Raw genomic sequence first — 17,674 nt, 5'->3', positions numbered from 1 at the left:
TTAAGCCTTAAAAAATTTTGAGTATGAAATGAAAATTACCCTTAATTTTAAATCATTAAATTCTAAATGTTTATAAAATTAACATTATGATTACCAATTAAAATTCAGTACTTTTGCGGGCTCATAAATAAATATGCGTACAAAATCAGTCGGGAAAAAGAAAATTAACATCGTTACCTTAGGGTGTTCTAAAAACATTTATGACAGTGAAGTTTTGATGGGGCAACTGAAAGCCAATGGCAAAGAGGTGGCTCATGAGAAAAAGGGGGAGATTGTGGTGATTAATACCTGTGGTTTCATTGAAAATGCAAAAGAAGAATCCATCAATACCATTCTTAATTTTGTAGAGCAAAAAGAAAAAGGTTTGGTGGAAAAGGTTTTCGTAACAGGTTGTTTATCTGAGCGTTATAAACCTGAATTGGAAAAAGAAATTCCAAACGTGAATCAATATTTCGGTACACGAGACTTGCCTTTGCTACTAAAGGCGCTTGGTGCAGATTATAAACATGAATTGGTGGGCGAACGATTAACTACAACTCCCCGCCACTATGCTTATCTGAAGATTGCTGAGGGTTGCGATCGCCCGTGTTCGTTTTGTGCAATTCCTTTGATGCGTGGAGCTCATCGCTCAACGCCTGTAGAAGATTTAGTGAAAGAAGCAGAAAAATTAGCAGCAAAAGGGACAAAAGAGTTAATTTTAATCGCTCAAGATTTAACTTATTATGGATTAGACATTTATGGCAAAAGAGCTTTAGCTGATTTATTGAAAGCTTTGGTGCAAGTGAATGGCATTGAGTGGATTCGCTTGCATTACGCGTTCCCAACTGGCTTCCCTGAAGGTGTTTTGGACGTCATCAAAAACGAACCTAAAGTTTGTAATTATATTGATATTCCGTTGCAGCATATTTCTACTAAGATTTTAAAATCCATGCGGCGCGGAACAACCAAGGAAAAAACCAATGCTTTGCTGGAACAGTTTAGAGAAAAAGTTCCGAATATGGCGATTCGTACCACTTTGATTTGTGGCTACCCAGGTGAAACTGAAGAGGATTTTCAAGAATTAAAAGAATGGGTAAAGCTGCAACGATTTGACCGCTTGGGGTGTTTTACCTACAGTCATGAGGAAAACACGCATGCTTTTCATCTCTGCGATGATATTCCGCAGGAAGTAAAAGAAAGGAGAGTGGAAGAAATTATGGAAATTCAATCACAAATTTCTTATGAGCTGAATCAAGCAAAAATCGGCTCAAAAATGAAAGTCCTGATTGATAGAAAAGAAGGCGACTATTTTGTTGGCCGAACGGAATTTGATTCGCCCGATGTGGATAATGAAGTTCTGATTCCAGCTCAAGAGGTTTATTTATCACCTGGGGAATTTGTAGAAGTTGAAATCGAGGAAGCTTCTGAGTTTGATTTGATTGGGAAAATGATTCCATAAATTTTTTAAGCCTTAAAAAAAAATGCTGAAAAACGTTATCTTAAAAACTGCTCTAGGATTGTATTTCTTTTGTATGATTTTATTTTTTTTGGTACAATTATTCTTTAGAGATGAACAAATTTTTCACTTCAGTGAATTTCAATATCTTTTAGCAACAAGTATTAGCAATGCCTTCATTATCACCACGGTATTTGCTTTGACGGCAGCTTACAATTTGATTTATTGGGGTAAAAGGAAGACTTTGAATTTTTTTCAAACTTTCAAATTAACTTTTAGCCCAGGAGCTATTGCTGGTCTGTTGGCATTAGCCAGTATTTTCTATCTTTTTTATTCGGTAGATACATCAGGAATTCAATCCTTGCTACAACAGTATTTAGACTATAGCCTGCTGCAAGCACAAAAAGAAGGAAATTTAGAAGAAGTAAAGCCCATTATCAATTCTACAGCGGTGAGAGAAACAAATTTGCTCAATATTCGTACATTTACGTTGATGAGTTTGGGTGTTTTATTTTTCAATTTTTCACTTGGCATTATGTTTTCGTTTTTATGGAAAGTCAAAACTTCAAAATAAATCAAAGAGATTTGGATTTTTCTATCGTTATTCCTCTCCTCAATGAAGCGGAATCATTGATGGAATTACATCAACGGATTCAAAAAGTATTCTTGCAGGAACTCAGTGATAAAACGTTTGAAATTATTTTTGTAGATGATGGAAGCACAGATGATTCATGGTCAATCATACAAGAGTTAAACGCTCAAAACCCTGAGGTGAAAGCTATTAAATTCAAGAAAAATTTTGGGAAAGCACAAGCGTTGAACGCTGCATTCCAAAAAGCCAATGGAGAAATTGTAGTGACGATGGATGCCGATTTGCAAGATTTTCCTGAGGAAATTCCACATTTATATCAAGCTTTAAAAAATAATGATTGGGATATGGTTTCTGGCTGGAAGCAAAAACGCCAAGACCCCGTACTGACTAAAAATTTACCCTCAAAACTCTTCAATTTGGTAGCTCAAAAAACCAGCGGTTTACCCTTGCATGACTTTAATTGTGGGCTGAAAGCTTATAAAAAATCATTGGTAAAAAACATTAATCTAAGAAGTGATATGCACCGCTATATACCTGTGATTGCCAAGAATTTAGGCTTTTCAAAAATTGGAGAAATCAGAGTGCAACATACCGCCCGAAAACACGGTAGCAGTAAATTTGGGAATAGCCGCTTTATCAACGGATTTTTAGATTTGATTACGCTTTGGTTTGTCAACCAGTTCGGTCATCGCCCCATGCACTTTTTTGGAGCTGCGGGATTGCTGATGTTCATTTTAGGTTTTCTCACATCAGCCTTTATCGGTTTAAAGAAATTATATTTATTGTATCAGGAAATTCCTGCAAAATTAGTTACTACAGATGCTTGGTTTTACATAGCCCTTACGTGCATGATTATTGGTTCACAGTTATTTTTAGCTGGATTTTTAGGCGAAATATTCGTCAGAAACAGGGTAGATAAAAAGGATTTCCAAATCGAAATAGAGCTGGACTAAATTATTTTAAGGCTTAAAAAATTTCAAGGATTTTTATGAGTAAACCAATGCAAGGTTATTAAAAAATAATAAAGCCCACAAATTAAAATAAAAAGTGGGCTTTTATGTTAAAAACATTAAAATTACATGTAATTATTTATTAATTCCAAGGACTTTTAATCCGTTAACCGTAGCGATGTCTGATAGTTTCTCAACATCATAGTAATGGCAAGATTCTAACATTACACGAAGTTCCGTCCACAAATCTCCATCAGAGAAGGGCTTGTAAATATCATTAATATTATCTGTACCAAAGGCAACCGTAATCCCGTGAGGAACCATCTCATCTACTGGCGTCACTGAATTGTGGCTCGGAGCCAAACGCTCGGTGCGGTTATGGTCAATCCACGCTGTTGGGCAAGAAATAACGTGCAATTGAGCTTCGTTCATCAAATCATACAACTCATAGCGGTATTTTTTGGGATGTGCTGCGACTGAAATCGAATGCACCGCCGTCACTTTATTTTGCATTCCATGCTCGATGGTTTTTCGTGCTAATAGTTCCGTTTCTTTTTCTTCGTCAGTATTGAATTGATCTACGTGCACGTGTACTAATTTCCCTTTAGACTTAGCTGTTTCCATCAAAATATCTAAATGTTCCTCTTCTTGCCCGAAATCCTTGGCAGGCAATCCACCGATGATATCTACAAAATCCGAAGATAAATCAAACCATTCTTTAGCTTTGGGGTCTATAACACCTTTAAGAACTTGATTAGCAAAACGAATCTCGATATCATTACCAAATTTTTCTTTAATTTTCTGAGCCGCTTTAATACTTCGGTCTTGCATTACTTCATCAACATCAATGAATGAACCCACAGCTTGAGCTCCTTGCTCGATGAAATATTCAATCGCACGTGCCATACGGTCGTAGATAATGTCTACCGATGAGTTTTTCTTCATCTCATCTACCAAATGCCATTTCTCTTTTAAGTAAGAATTAGTAAAAGAAAAAGTATCTTTTTGTAGAGAATAGGCTCGGTCTAAATGGGCGTGGCAATTTACCCAACCACCTTTTTCAATGATTTTTTCAATCACAGCATTTTTAGGGTCAAAATGTTCTAGCTTGCTCATAAAATTTTATTTTTTTGTATCTCAAAATGCAAAGATAAAATTTATAAAATTTTTTAAGGCTTAAAAAAAAAATTATTATCCGTAGAGCATTTCAGTCAAGTTAATTTTAGCATCAATTAACACTTCTTTAGAACGTGAATTTAGAGATTGAATTGTGGTTAAAATTTTATAAGGCTTTAAAAAATTCAATAGCTTGATAAATTTGTATTTAATTTGTATTTAAAAAGATCTGTGGGTTATGTTAAAGTTAGCTTGACCTAAATACACAGCGGGTTGACGAAATATGACAATGCTAAAAAGTATAGAAAAAAATTATATATTTGCAATCCAAATTATTATTTATAAAATTAGTAATGAGACTAACGCCAAGAGAAGTTGAAAAATTATTATTGCACCAAGCTGGTGAGCTTGCAGCAAAAAGACTTAAAAGAGGAGTGAAGCTAAACTACCCAGAATGCATAGCCTATATATCAAGCGAATTGATGGAAGCCGCACGCGATGGGAAAATGACTGTGGCCGAAATGATGGAATGGGGAACGAAATTACTTACTAAGAATCAAGTAATGGAGGGGGTTCCAGAGATGATTCATGATGTGCAAATTGAATGCCTGTTCCCAGATGGGAATAAATTGGTATCGGTGCATAACCCCATTAGATAAATTGATAAATTAAAGAAAAGAGAAAATATCCCGATAAATAAAAAAATAATAGCTATATGATTCCAGGTCAGGTGATTCTGAAAAAAGAAGACGTTCGTTGTAATCAAAATAGAAGAACGGAATCCATCGAAGTGAGAAATATTGGCGATAGACCTATTCAAGTAGGTTCGCATTTCCATTTTTTTGAAGTAAATAAAAAACTTAAGTTTGATAGAGAAAAAGCACTAGGTATGCATCTGAATATCCCAGCGAGTACGGCTATTCGATTCGAACCAGGTGAAAGCAAACAAGTGGTACTGGTGGAAATCGGTGGTGCTAAGAAAGTGTATGGGCATAATTCATTGGTGAATGGTGATTTGAAAGACGAGAGTGTAAGGAAAAAAACTGTAGCAAAGGCTAAAAAGCTTGGTTTTATTTCTAAATAATTTAAATACAAAAAAATGTCTAAAAAAGATATAAATAAAGCATCAGAAGAGAACGATAAAAAGGAAAGTTGGTCTAGAAGAGATTTCGTGAAGGTGGTGGGAGTAGCCACAGCAGGTTTGTCTTTGATGGGAGTTAGCCCACTTTTAGCCCAAAATTCTAATGATTTCAAGATAGAAGACGGTGTATTATACATCAAAAGAGAAACATACGCTAGCTTATTTGGCCCCACTACGGGGGATAAAATTCGCTTAGCAGATACAGAGTTATTTGTTGAAATTGAAAAAGATTATCAAGTTTACGGTGAAGAAAATAAATTTGGTGGCGGGAAAACTGTGCGTGATGGCATGGGGCAATCTGTAACTACTCTAGATAAAGATTGTCTAGATATGTGTATTTTGGGAGTAGTAATCATAGACCATTGGGGAATCGTAAAAGCCGATATTGGCATCAAAGACGGGAAAATCGCTGGAATAGGAAAAGCTGGAAACCCAGATGCACAAGAAGGCGTTACAAAAGGAATGATTATAGGCCCTGCAACAGAAGTTCACAATGGATGGGGGAAAATACTAACAGCTGGCGGTATAGATACTCACGTTCATTATATCACGCCAGATATTGTGGAAACAGCATTGTATAGTGGCGTTACAACTTTGATAGGTGGCGGCACTGGACCAAACGATGGAACAAATGCGACTACCGTAACGGGAGGGAAACACTTTATCAAAAGAATGCTGCAAGCCTCAGAAGGTATGCCTATCAATACTGGTTTTTTTGGTAAAGGAAACACTACAAATTTTGAGGCACAAGAAGAGATGATAAAAGCTGGAGCTTGTGGTACCAAAATTCATGAAGATTGGGGAGCCACGCCAGCAACTATTGATAAAGCACTATCTGTAGCAGATAAATATGATGTGCAAGTAGCCATTCACTCAGACACACTGAATGAGGCAGGATATTTAGAAGATACATTAAAAGCCATTGGAGACAGAGTAATACACACATTCCACACAGAGGGTGCAGGCGGTGGACACGCACCAGATATTATGAAAATAGCCATGTACCCGAATGTTTTGCCATCTTCCACGAATCCTACAAAACCGTATACCGTGAATACAGTGGCAGAGCACCTAGACATGCTGGTAGTTGCACATCATTTGGATAAGGAAAGTAAAACAGATTTAGCCTTCGCCGATTCTAGAATTCGCCCTTCCACCATTGCGGCAGAAGATATATTACAAGATTTAGGGGCCATCAGCATGATGAGCACAGATTCACTGGCAATGGGGCGTATGGGAGAACTTGTAACAAGAACATGGCAAACTGCACATAAAATGAAAATTCAAATGGGGGCTCTGAAAGAGGATAGCTCTGAAAATGATAATAAGAGAGTAAAAAGATATGTGTCTAAATATACTATCAACCCAGCCCTAGCACACGGAATAGCCGACTATGTAGGCTCTGTAGAGGTAGGGAAAATAGCAGATTTGGTGCTTTGGAAACCAGAAATGTTCGGAGTGAAACCAGAAATGATATATAAGGCAGGAATGGTTGTAGCGGCAAGAATGGGAGACCCTAATGCATCTATACCTACACCACAGCCTGTTATTTACAGAAAAATGTTTGCCACATTGGGAGGAGCTTTAGAGCAAACATCTTTTAACTTTGTATCAAAAGCATCAATCGATGGAGGTGCAATTAAATCATATGGATTAAAGAAAAGCTGCCTACCAGTAAAAAACTGCAGAACAGTTCGTAAAAAAGATTTGATTCATAATAATGCAACACCAAATATTGAAATCAATCCAGAAACTTATGAAGTGAAAGTGGACGGGGAGGTAGCTACTTGTGAACCATTAAAAGAATTGCCAATGGCACAGAGATATCTGCTATTTTAATACAATTTTTTTTGAATATCAGAATTTATATAAATGGTGATACGTGGCTATCACCATTTGTTTCATATACAGATTTCATATGATTATAATTAATGAAGTTTTACAGAAACCTTTGGTAGAAGGACTTCAAAAGGAAGTCTTAGAAATAGAATGGTATGAGGTTTCTAAAACAATTTTGAGAAGAAAAACCAAAAATGGAACAGAAATAGGAATTAAAAAAAACAATAGAATCCCGCTACAAGATGGGGATGTACTTTATGCTAATGATGATTTTTATGTGCAAATCAGCATAAAACCTTGTGATTGTATTGTAGTAAAACCAAGAGATATGATTGAAATGGGAATTGTGTGTTTTGAAATCGGAAATATGCATTTGCCTATTTATATTGACGTTCAAAAGCAAGTGAATATAGCATATGAAGTGCCTTTGTATGATTTCCTGAAAAGAAAAAACTATGATTGCACGATTGAAAATAAGAAATTACTACAAACACAGATGCTTAATATTCATCAAATAAAAAGATAGAATGCAGAAATTACTAACGCTTTTGCAAATCAATGATTCCATGTTTCCAATCGGGAGTTTTACACATTCCTACGGATTAGAATCTTACATTGATGCACAATTGGTAAAAGATACAGAAACAGCTCGTAAATACGCTGAGAATATGCTGAAATATAATCTTTTTTACAATGATGCAGCATTTCTAAATAAAATCTATGATTTTGCAAATGGCAGAAAAGTATGGAAAAAATTAGTGGAACTAGACGACTTCATCACAGCATTGAAGGCTCCTTACGAAATTCGCCAAGCTAGCCACAAATTAGCCATTAGATTTTTAAAAACGGCACAGAGCTTGAAACCTTACCCTTTCTGTCAGAAATATTTAGACGCAATACAATCAGGTGAAGTCGTGGGGCATTATCCTATAGCCTTTGGTTTGTATGCGCAACTATCTGGCATAGAAAAAAAAGATGCTTTGAGTGCATTTTACTATAATTCACTGAACGGAATCGTAACTAATTGTGCTAAAATAATACCTATCAGCCAAATGCATAGCCAAAAAATATTATTTGATTTGCAGGATCTGATAGAAGAATTAGTAGAAAAACAAGAAGATTTAGATGAAAATTTAGTGGGTTTATGCTGTATAGGACAAGAAATTAAATGTATGCAACATGAAAAACTTTATACAAGAATCTATATATCATAACACAGACAGAACAGAATATGGAGAATAATTATGTGAAAATAGGCGTAGCAGGCCCAGTAGGCTCAGGTAAAACAGCATTGATAGAAGCATTAACAAGACAAATGAGCGAGGAATATAGCATAGGAGTAGTCACCAATGATATTTACACTAGAGAAGATGCCGAATTTATGATAAAAAACTCTAAACTTCCAGCAGATAGAATCCGTGGTGTAGAAACGGGTGGCTGTCCGCATACTGCCATTCGTGAAGATGCGTCTATGAATTTAGAGGCAGTAGAAGATTTAGCAAAAGCACACCAAGATATTGAACTGATTTTCATTGAAAGTGGTGGCGATAACTTGGCAGCAACTTTTAGCCCAGATTTAGCCGATGTTACCATCTTTGTAATTGATGTGGCAGAAGGTGAAAAAATCCCAAGAAAAGGAGGGCCGGGAATTACCCGTTCAGATTTATTATTGATTAACAAAATAGATTTAGCACCCTATGTTGGGGCTAGTTTAGAAGTAATGGAAGCTGATGCTAAAAAGATGAGAGGTGAAAAACCATTTATAAAATCTAATCTTAAAACCAAAGAAGGGTTGAATGATGTTATTGCTTGGATAAAAAAATACGCTCTATTAGAAAATTAATCATATGAATATTAATAAAGATAATTCCCTCAATAGTAAAATCAATCTATCTTGTAAAAGAGAAAATGAAAAAACCGTATTGGGTGAAAGTTATTTTGATATTCCATATAAATTGACACACTACGGTAGCTTGCAAGCCACAGATCATTTAGAAATGATAATGATGTGTTCCTCTCCAGGAATTATGGATGGTGATATCCTTACGCTCAATATACACTGCGAAGCAAATACTGAAATGAAGTTTCACACGCAGTCTTATAACAAAATACACCCAATGCCCAAGAAAAAAGGAGCAAAACAAAACTGCAGTTTTGATATAGAAAAAGGAGCGAGTTTTATGTACATTCCACATCCCACGATTCCTTACAAAGATTCCATTTTCACGGCAACCAATACCATTAATATTACAGAAAGCTCTCATTTAGTTTGGGGAGACATCATAAGTGGAGGTAGAATTCATTCGGGGGAGAGATTCGAATTTGATACCTATCACACGAAAACGAAAATTCACCAAAATGGAAGGTTAATTTTATTTGATAATCAGTTAATTGACCCGAAAAATCAACCTGTAGAAGATTTATTATTTTTTGAAGCTTATACGCATCAAGCCACGCTAATTATCGCCAGTCCGTTTGCTGCAGAATTCAAAAAAGAATTAGATGAAATACTATTGGCACAATTTACGGATAGTAGCTACGGATTTACAATGGCGGCAGATAATGTTTTGATGCTCAGGGTAATGGGTTCAAGCGGTGATGCTCTCCATGATTGGCTTTTCAATATCGGGAATATGGCTTGGGAGTTTATCAAATTTAAAAAAAGGGAAGCTGCCCAAAATGTAATGGAAAATCAACAAAAACAAAAAGTCCTTATCTCAGAAAAACCGCCTGTGGACAGCAAAAAAATAAAAAGTAAATCGGTAGAAAAATTACCTAAAAAAATAGAAAAAACAATTAATAAAAAGAAATCTAAAGAATAAATATTATGCACGAAATATCAATCGTTCGGAATATAATTTCTAATTTAGAAGAACAATACCAAGATAGACTTCAAGAGATTTCTAAAGTGAAAATTGAAGCAGGATTGCTTTGCAATGTTCAGCCTATTTTAATACAAAATGCATTTGAAGCATTAATTTTAGAAGACATACGTTTAGAGAACATAGATTTAGAGGTAGTCTTATTACCCGTTATTGCTAACTGCAAGAAATGCGAGAAAGATTTTGAAGTGAAATTACATAAATTTGTTTGTTCCTGTGGTGAACCTTCCCGTGATATTATTCAAGGGGAGGAACTAAGGATAAGTCAAGTGGATTTTTTTAAATCAAATTAAATACTAGAAAATGAATACAACAAAACCCAAAAGTAACCAGATGCCCGTAGGCTCTGTGCAATCAGACCATATTACACTGAATTTATTAAAGGCTAACGATTTTGTAGCAAAAGCAATTCGTGAAAAATTACCTAAAAATATGCTGATTGTCAACATCTGCTCTTCCCCAGGGAGCGGAAAGACTACTTTACTACAAGAGACGGGAAAAAGACTTGGAAAAGAATTGAACCTAGCCGTTTTGGTAGGCGACCCAGAAACTGAGCGCGATGCAGTTAGATTAAAAGATGCCGGGTTAAATGCTCTACAAATTGTAACGGGCGGAATGTGCCATATAGAAGCACAAATGATTTATCAGGCATTAGACCACATCAATTTAGAAAATACCGATATTCTTTTCATAGAAAATGTAGGGAATTTACTCTGTCCATCGGCATTTGATTTGGGTGAAGATGCTAGAGTTACCCTATTGGCATCTACTGAAGGTGATGATAAACCAAAGAAATATCCAAGAATGTTTCTCACCAGCGAATTAATGTTGGTATCTAAAGCAGATTTATTGCCACACGTTCCTTTTTCTGTAGAAGCTGCAGCAAAAGATGCCAGAGAGGTAAATCCAGATTTAGAAGTTATCAGCATCAGCACATTGAATGGGGAAGGCATAGAAGACTGGTGCAATTGGTTGAAAAAAGAATTAGAAAAAAAGAGAAATAAAACGACTTAAGTAACTAATTACGATGAAGAAACTTGTCATTACATTGGCTATTTTAGCATCTTTAGGCAGTGCTAAAGCACAAAAAACTTCTGAGGTTTTAGAAGAAATTCAGAATAATGTTGATATTAATTTACTGCTAAGAAGTTCATTAGAGTTTACAGATGTAGAGAGGAAGCAAAACGGATTTAGGCAAAATGAAGCTAGATTTCAAGTGACAGGAAAGATAAATGATAGATTGGATTATAATGTGAGAATTCGTTTGCACAAATCACAAATCCCTAAAACTTTAGACAATGCTCCAGCGTCATTAGACTATGCTTCTTTGAGCTATACCTTGGGTGAAAATAGAGATTGGAGGGTAACGGTAGGCAAACAAGCCAATAACTTCGGGAATTGGGAATTTGAGAAAAATCCAACTTTTGAATATCTATATTCAGATTTGATTAAAACTCAAACCAATTTATTCACAGTTGGGGCTAAATTGGCTCATCAAATTAATGATAATCATACCGTGGAAGTGTTGGTATATAACGCCAAAAATGATACGTTTGATTCCTTGCATCCTGAATCTGATTTTAATGAAAATAAATTGACAGCCAGTGAATTACCTTTGGCTACTAATTTAGCATGGAGAGGTAACTTTGCAGATAAAAAATTCAGAACGTTTTATTCTGTAGGAGCATCACAAGTTGCAGAAGGCAAGACAGATTTTCAGCTGGCTATGGGTAACAAATTGGTTTTAGATCGTTTTGAAGCTTATTTGGATTTACAACACACTCATATAGCAGTAGATTATGCTGATATGATGTCATCTATCATTAATGAATATCGCCGCACGATGAATCCCAATCACACCAATATATACGCCCAAAAGCTAGAATCACAAACGGCTGTCCTTAGGTTAGATTATGCCATTACCCCCAAATGGTACATTACTGCAAAATCAGTATACGAAAGATTAAACGACAGAGGTGTAAACAGTTTGGGCAATAGTTTATCTCAGCATCATTTGAATTTAATTGGGATAGAATATAAGCCATTTGCATCTCAAAACTTCAGATTCTTTGGCTATTATGCCAATGATTATAAACATTATAATAATGTCTTGCATAAAGTTGTGAATAAGACTAATATTAATATTTTTGCTATCGGAGCTTTGTATAATCTAAATGCATTTTAATAATTTTTTTTAATATATGAGAACAAAATTACTTACTACTATTTTATTAGTAGGCTCATCTACAATAGCATTCGCACAGCAAGATAGCCTGTCGATAGATACTTATGAATTAAACGAAATCACTGCAACGGGAAGACGGAATAATTCATATTTGAACCATACCACAGAATTAGGCGGAAAGTTTTCTGGACCGATAAAAGATTTACCAGAATCTATATCACTTGTTACAAGAGAATTTATAGAGGATAAACAGGCTTTTCAAATCACAGATTTAATTCATGATTTAGCAGGAGTTAATACCACTTCGCCGTATGATGATGTGACGATTAGAGGATTCAGAAGTGGCTACGAAAGTGGCATCAGGCTGGTGAATGGAATGCGATCTGGCTATGGCTATGGGACTAGTTTCTGGAGAGCTCCATTAACTGTGAATTTGGAGAGCGTAGAGGTGATAAAAGGTTCTGGAGCATCATTATTTGGAGATATTGCACCAGGTGGAACCATCAATCTAGTTACTAAAAAACCGATGGCAAGACAAAAGAATCATGTACAATTGTCTTATGGAAGCTTCAATACTTTTAGAACAACATTAGATGTAGGTGGAGCGTTAGACCATCAAGATAAAGTTCTTTTTAGGCTAAATGCTGGGTACGAAACTACCAAAACATTTAGAGAGAATAATGATAGGAAAACACTAATGGTAGCCCCATCATTCACTTACAAGCCATTCAAAGGAACACAGTTGGATTTTGATTTTATTTATGATAATTCAGATGGGTATCTAGACAGAGGTCTGGCTATAAGAAATAATAATTTCTATGCACAACCAAGAAACTTTAATATCAATTTGCCTACAGATTTCTACAAAGCTAATTTTATGACTTCTAATGTGAAGTTATCACAAAATATTTTGCCAAATTTAGATTTTTTTGCTAACTATATGTGGACGAAATATGAAGAGAAATTAGATGAATTAAGAACAAGAAATAGCTATGCCGATGCCCCTAAAAATGAATTGCTAAGAGTTAGATTTCAGTCAAAAGAAGCAAAAGATTATACCCATAATGCTGTTTCTTATTTTAGATTAAAATTTAATCAAAATAAATCTGTAGATCATAAAATCATTGTGGGGACAGATTGGTCTTCTTACGAAGGAGATAAAAATAATGTTTTGAGAGAAGCAAGACATAGAATAAATAAAGATGGAAATAAAGTAGAACTTATAGTCAATCTTGCAGCAGCAGAGAGAGAGATTTTCTCTAAATCATCTTACGTGTGGAGAGATAAAGCTACATTTCCATTCCTTAACCCATATAGCACAATTGGGATTTATGTACAAGATCACATCAGCGTGGGAGATAGGCTGAATTTAATTCTAGGCTTGAGGAATGAAACCTATCATTCTTATAGTTCTGACCTTAAAAAGACGTATAGAACAAGAGAAAATAAATGGTTACCAAGATTAGGTCTATCTTATAAAATTAATAATGAAATTAATTACTTTGCTAATTATTCAAAAGGATTTGTACCCGCAGGTGCAGATCTGATATATAAATATCAGGAATTTGGAGCAAAAGAAGCTTATAAGACAGAGAATAGCTACCAAATAGAAACGGGGGTTAAAATTGGTTTGTTCAAAAATCAACTTCAATCAGAAATAGCTCTATTTCATATAAATAGAGAGAATATGAGAATATCTACGGGCAAATATACAAATGCTGGTAGAGAAGAATTAAAACAAAGTAGTAAAGTAATTTCACAAGGAGTGGAAATCGATATGAGAGGACAAATCACAAGAGAGTTTCAAATCTCTGGTAATTATACTTTCAATCATACAGAGATTAAATCTTCGCCTGATGAATTGCAACAAAATGAGTCGTTGGGTAACGCTCCTAAGCACATGGCTGGATTGTGGACTAAATATGTATTTTCTCAACCGATGTTGAAGGGGCTGGGATTCGGTGCAGGCGTGTATTATGTGAGCGAAAGAAGGATGGATAATTCTATGAGAAATGATGGGGCTGGTAAACCAGTTTTTGATAATTGGCCATCTTATGCTTTAGCCAACGCGAGTGTATATTATCATCTAAAAGGGGTGAGATTATCAGCCAATATCAACAATATTTTTGATAAATATTACTATCTGGGAGGATTTGATTACACACGTGGATTTGTGGGCGCTCCAAGGAATTATATGATAAGCTTAGGCTACAGTTTTTAGTGCATTTCATAACCAAAATGGAGAGTTTCTACATTATTTTCTATTGTAACCTCTATAAAAGTGAAATTTTGCTTCGACCAAAAATCAGTAGCGCCAGGCAAAAAGTGATGCGTATGAAGGTATAGGTAATCTATACCTTTTTTTATAGCATGTAGCTTCAGCCTATTTATCAAATTAGTAGCAATTCCCATTTTTCTAAATTCAGGTTCCACAAATAATCTTGTCACCTCTACGGCATTATCAGGAATATCCAAAAGGGGAAATCGGTAGTTAAACTCCATCATGCCAGCGGTTCCAATTAGTTGATTGCCTAATTTTGCTTGAAGAAAAATGCCTTTTGGATTTTTAATATACGTTGATTCAAAATCTTGTAAATCAGCAGGGATATGCTCATGATTTAGCATCGGGAAGAGCGTTTTGCGTACAGATTTCACATATTCTACAGTATGAGCAATAGCATTAATATCAGTTACGACAGAAATTTCTAATTGTTTCATATTTCGGGGATAAGAAAAGTTTTACTATAGTGCTCTACATAAGATAGCGAAACCTCATATGCTTGAGATAGCATATTGGCAGTATATTCAGCATCTGTGTGTGCTAAATAATTCAATCGTTTATTTTGCATCACATATATGTGGTCAGCAAATTGCAAAGCCAAATTAGGATCGTGCATAATGCATACAATGGTGCAATTTTTTTGGTTCACCCAATCCCTCATTAGCTGTAAAACTTTAATTTGGTAGTGCAAATCAAGATGATTGGTAGGCTCATCAAGTAACAGTATATCAGGGTTTTGAACCAATACTCTGCATAATAATACTAATTGCCTTTCACCACCAGAGAGAGAAGTGTAAGGCGTATTACTCAAATGATTTAATTGGAAGGATTCCAATATTTCTGTTACAGCATCTTTGTCTTCTTTTTTTGGTGAAATTTTAAAAAAAGAACTTCTACCAGTTAGTACAACATCAAACACTGTAAAAGGAAATACCATTTGATGAAACTGAGTCAAAAAACCAATTTTAGGAGGATTTTTTGAGTTGAAATCAATATTGCCTCCAAACTTTTTTTCTATGCCAGATAAGATTCTGAATAATGAAGATTTCCCGCTTCCATTTCGCCCTAATATCACAGTGAATTTATTTTTTTGAAAAGAAGCATTCACAAGATGCAAGATCAATTTTTCCCCAATGGAATAGCTCACATTTTTAATATCAATCAAGCTCATTAATTCCAGTTAATTGCATTTTTTCTCATTAAATAAATGAACAAAGGAGCGCCTAAAATCATGGTAAATACACCGATAGGAATTTCAAAAGGCATCACAATTCTTGAAAAATTATCAATCATCAATAACAAAGAACCTCCTAAACTAATATTGGCAAAAACTCCAATAGTATTATTGGGTCCAAATATCATGCGAGTGATATGTGGAACAATCAAGCCAAAAAGGCTTATCATTCCAACAGCTGCTACAGAAGCTGCTGTGATGAGTGTAGATAGCCCAATCAAAATGATTTTGGTATTGTTTGGTTTTACACCAACCGCCAAAGCTTCTTCATCTCCCAAAGCCAATAAATTCATCTTCCAACGGAAGATATAAATACCCAGCAATCCTGCCAAAATAGGTGTAATAGAAGTCTGTACTTTTTCCCAAGATGCTGTATGCAAGTTACCCATAGTCCATTGTATAATGGCTTGCAGTTTATACGGGTCGCTAATGTATTGTAAAAGCGTGAGCATGGCAGAAAATACGCCAGAAATAATCATACCTGTTAAAACAATAGTAACAACAGAGGTTTTAGCCCCAAAAGCGGAAACAGCATAGGTGATAGCAACCGCAATTACACCAAATATGAAAGCAAAAAAGTTGACAGAAAATAAGCCTAAAATCATGGAAAGAGCTGCTCCAAAAGCTGCTCCAGATGAAATTCCCAACGAGAAAGGATCAACAATAGGATTTCGGAAAATAGCCTGTAATACACCTCCAGAAACTGCCAATGATGCTCCGACCATAAAGGTGAGCAAAAGCCTAGGTAATCTCACTTGCCACAGAATGGTTTGCATAGAGTTTTGTGGTAAATTGTTTCCTGTAATGACGTGAGACATATGTTGCCAAAATTCTGTGAAATTTAAAAAGCCTGTGTTTCCTAACTGCAATGAAAATACAATCAGAATGAAAGGAGATAGTAGTAATAATATTTTCTTTAAACCTAATGACATCATTATAAGCCGTATAGCGTTTTTAAATCTTTTTTTATATCATTTTCGGCGGTTGTATTTTGGGGTTCACACCATTCTCTGAGTTGTTTGGCAAAAAGCATAAATTTGATAGTGTGTGGGTCATAATAAAAAACAGGAGAAAAGTCATATACCTGTTTTTGCTTCACGGCAGGCAAGGCTTGAAGCTCTTTTAGTGAATAAACATCTTCGGGCTTGGAGTTCCATAAAATGATTAAATCTGGATTCCACTCATAAATGGTTTCAGCACTGATGTTGGTAGCTTCCATTTCTAGCGGACAAGCATTTTGGGCTCCAGCAGCTTCAATGGCAGCATCAATTAAAGTTCCTTTACCAGAAGTTGAAAAAATTCTACCTTTAGACCAAGCGTAATATACTTTTTTATCTAATTTAGGAGCTTTGTTAATTTTATTTAATTCATTTTCAGTGTATTGTATTAGTTCTTCTGCTCGTTTACTTTTACCTATAAGTGTAGCTAAACCTTTCAGTTCAAGGTAAATAGCTTCTTTGTTTTTACTGGAAACAGTATATACATTCAATCCCAAACCTTCTAGCTGATTAATGGTTTCAGAATCAGCTTCATATAAAATCACTAAATCAGGATTCAGTTGCAATACAGATTCAGCGCTGATGGCTCTTCCACTGAAAGATGGTGTAGCGATTTCTTTGTTTTTAATTTTATCATCTAAGCCTGAAAGAAACTCATACCCAGAGGCATTTAAGTAAACTTGCTCGGGAATACCTACCAAAACATTACTTGCTTGGAGCATATAGATATGATCTACCGCAGGTTCAAAAAGAGCTACTACACGCTGAGCTTCTTGCTCTAGATGAATGACTTTATTTCTACTGTCTGTGGCAGAAATTTCCCCAAAATTCTCTTGCCGTTGTGTTTTTGAATTACAAGAAATGAATAAAAAAAATAAGCCTAAATAAAGAATGAATTGCTTTGAAAAATGCATTTTTTAATTATCAATATTTAGCAAAAATAGGGTATTTATGTGATACTACCTATTAATTTCACAGCAAAACTATTGGTGGCTTAAGTTTAAAGCAATTGATAGTCACC

At 35.2% G+C, this 17,674-nt stretch carries 19 protein-coding genes; 14 read left to right on the top strand and 5 right to left on the bottom strand.

The genetic code is table 11. From position 1 onward, the window contains the following. Nucleotides 1-133: 133 nt before the first annotated feature. The 3 genes from rimO to QOX03_RS06025 are packed head-to-tail and all read left to right on the top strand — an operon-like array spanning nt 134 to nt 2,980. A complete protein-coding gene (rimO, locus tag QOX03_RS06035; protein ID WP_283670435.1) occupies nt 134-1,438 on the top strand; it encodes a 30S ribosomal protein S12 methylthiotransferase RimO in 1,305 nt (434 codons plus the stop codon). Between the two features lie 22 nt (nt 1,439-1,460). Further along, entirely contained in the window at nt 1,461-2,009 is a 549-nt protein-coding gene (locus tag QOX03_RS06030) for a DUF4199 family protein (RefSeq protein ID WP_283670434.1), read from the top strand. A gap of 11 nt (nt 2,010-2,020) precedes the next feature. After that, nucleotides 2,021-2,980 (top strand): glycosyltransferase family 2 protein, encoded by a 960-nt coding sequence (locus QOX03_RS06025; RefSeq protein WP_283671745.1) that lies wholly within the window; start codon nt 2,021-2,023, stop codon nt 2,978-2,980. Nucleotides 2,981-3,112: 132 nt separating this feature from the next. Here the strand turns inward: QOX03_RS06025 and QOX03_RS06020 are convergent, their stop codons facing one another. Next, nucleotides 3,113-4,093 (bottom strand): amidohydrolase family protein, encoded by a 981-nt coding sequence (locus QOX03_RS06020; RefSeq protein WP_119059757.1) that lies wholly within the window; start codon nt 4,091-4,093, stop codon nt 3,113-3,115. A 353-nt stretch (nt 4,094-4,446) separates the two neighbouring features. Here QOX03_RS06020 and ureA point away from each other — a divergent pair, with 353 nt between their 5' ends. From ureA to QOX03_RS05965, 11 genes are all read left to right on the top strand, one after another. After that, complete coding sequence (gene ureA, locus QOX03_RS06015) at nt 4,447-4,752, top strand: urease subunit gamma (RefSeq protein ID WP_119058490.1); 306 nt, start codon at nt 4,447-4,449, stop codon at nt 4,750-4,752. A 56-nt stretch (nt 4,753-4,808) separates the two neighbouring features. Next, nucleotides 4,809-5,177, top strand: coding sequence for an urease subunit beta (locus QOX03_RS06010; protein ID WP_283670433.1), 369 nt, complete (start codon nt 4,809-4,811; stop codon nt 5,175-5,177). Nucleotides 5,178-5,192: 15 nt separating this feature from the next. Then, nucleotides 5,193-7,073, top strand: a complete 1,881-nt coding sequence (gene ureC / locus QOX03_RS06005) for an urease subunit alpha (RefSeq protein WP_283670432.1) — start codon at nt 5,193-5,195, stop codon at nt 7,071-7,073. A gap of 79 nt (nt 7,074-7,152) precedes the next feature. Next, the gene (locus QOX03_RS06000) at nt 7,153-7,599 is read left to right on the top strand and encodes an urease accessory protein UreE (RefSeq protein WP_119059760.1); all 447 of its coding nucleotides are present in this window, start codon (nt 7,153-7,155) and stop codon (nt 7,597-7,599) included. A gap of 1 nt (nt 7,600) precedes the next feature. Next, a complete protein-coding gene (locus QOX03_RS05995; RefSeq protein ID WP_119058494.1) occupies nt 7,601-8,287 on the top strand; it encodes an urease accessory protein UreF in 687 nt (228 codons plus the stop codon). A 17-nt stretch (nt 8,288-8,304) separates the two neighbouring features. Beyond that, nucleotides 8,305-8,916 (top strand): urease accessory protein UreG, encoded by a 612-nt coding sequence (ureG, locus tag QOX03_RS05990; protein ID WP_119058495.1) that lies wholly within the window; start codon nt 8,305-8,307, stop codon nt 8,914-8,916. Between the two features lie 4 nt (nt 8,917-8,920). Next, nucleotides 8,921-9,895 carry an urease accessory protein UreD gene (locus tag QOX03_RS05985; RefSeq protein ID WP_283670431.1) on the top strand — a complete coding sequence of 325 codons (975 nt, stop codon included), beginning with the start codon at nt 8,921-8,923 and terminating at the stop codon, nt 9,893-9,895. 5 nt (nt 9,896-9,900) lie between these two features. Then, nucleotides 9,901-10,248 carry a hydrogenase maturation nickel metallochaperone HypA/HybF gene (locus QOX03_RS05980; RefSeq protein WP_283670430.1) on the top strand — a complete coding sequence of 116 codons (348 nt, stop codon included), beginning with the start codon at nt 9,901-9,903 and terminating at the stop codon, nt 10,246-10,248. Between the two features lie 10 nt (nt 10,249-10,258). Continuing rightward, nucleotides 10,259-10,969: a hydrogenase nickel incorporation protein HypB gene (gene hypB, locus QOX03_RS05975; RefSeq protein ID WP_283670429.1), complete on the top strand. Its 711-nt coding sequence runs from the start codon at nt 10,259-10,261 to the stop codon at nt 10,967-10,969. Nucleotides 10,970-10,982: 13 nt separating this feature from the next. Beyond that, complete coding sequence (locus QOX03_RS05970) at nt 10,983-12,140, top strand: porin (RefSeq protein ID WP_283670428.1); 1,158 nt, start codon at nt 10,983-10,985, stop codon at nt 12,138-12,140. Between the two features lie 16 nt (nt 12,141-12,156). Next, nucleotides 12,157-14,361 (top strand): TonB-dependent siderophore receptor, encoded by a 2,205-nt coding sequence (locus QOX03_RS05965; protein WP_283670427.1) that lies wholly within the window; start codon nt 12,157-12,159, stop codon nt 14,359-14,361. Here the strand turns inward: QOX03_RS05965 and QOX03_RS05960 are convergent. The 4 genes from QOX03_RS05960 to QOX03_RS05945 are packed head-to-tail and all read right to left on the bottom strand — an operon-like array spanning nt 14,358 to nt 17,567. Beyond that, nucleotides 14,358-14,858, bottom strand: coding sequence for a GNAT family N-acetyltransferase (locus QOX03_RS05960; protein ID WP_283670426.1), 501 nt, complete (start codon nt 14,856-14,858; stop codon nt 14,358-14,360). The two genes, QOX03_RS05965 and QOX03_RS05960, sit on opposite strands and share 4 nt — an antisense overlap. Continuing rightward, the gene (locus QOX03_RS05955; protein WP_283670425.1) at nt 14,855-15,592 is read right to left on the bottom strand and encodes an ABC transporter ATP-binding protein; all 738 of its coding nucleotides are present in this window, start codon (nt 15,590-15,592) and stop codon (nt 14,855-14,857) included. Before QOX03_RS05955 ends, QOX03_RS05960 begins: the two co-directional genes overlap by 4 nt. Next, the gene (locus QOX03_RS05950; RefSeq protein ID WP_283670424.1) at nt 15,592-16,590 is read right to left on the bottom strand and encodes a FecCD family ABC transporter permease; all 999 of its coding nucleotides are present in this window, start codon (nt 16,588-16,590) and stop codon (nt 15,592-15,594) included. The genes QOX03_RS05955 and QOX03_RS05950 overlap by 1 nt, the downstream gene beginning before the upstream one ends. Further along, on the bottom strand, nt 16,590-17,567 hold the full coding sequence (locus QOX03_RS05945) for an ABC transporter substrate-binding protein (RefSeq protein WP_283670423.1): 978 nt from the start codon (nt 17,565-17,567) through the stop codon (nt 16,590-16,592). The genes QOX03_RS05950 and QOX03_RS05945 overlap by 1 nt, the downstream gene beginning before the upstream one ends. Nucleotides 17,568-17,674: the final 107 nt, after the last annotated feature.

It is taken from the genome of Candidatus Ornithobacterium hominis (genome assembly GCF_951229915.1).
GTDB classification, from domain to species: Bacteria; Bacteroidota; Bacteroidia; order Flavobacteriales; family Weeksellaceae; genus Ornithobacterium; species Ornithobacterium hominis.
Note: the sequence above shows the minus strand (reverse complement) of the source record. Positions and strands in the feature narration are given on the sequence as shown.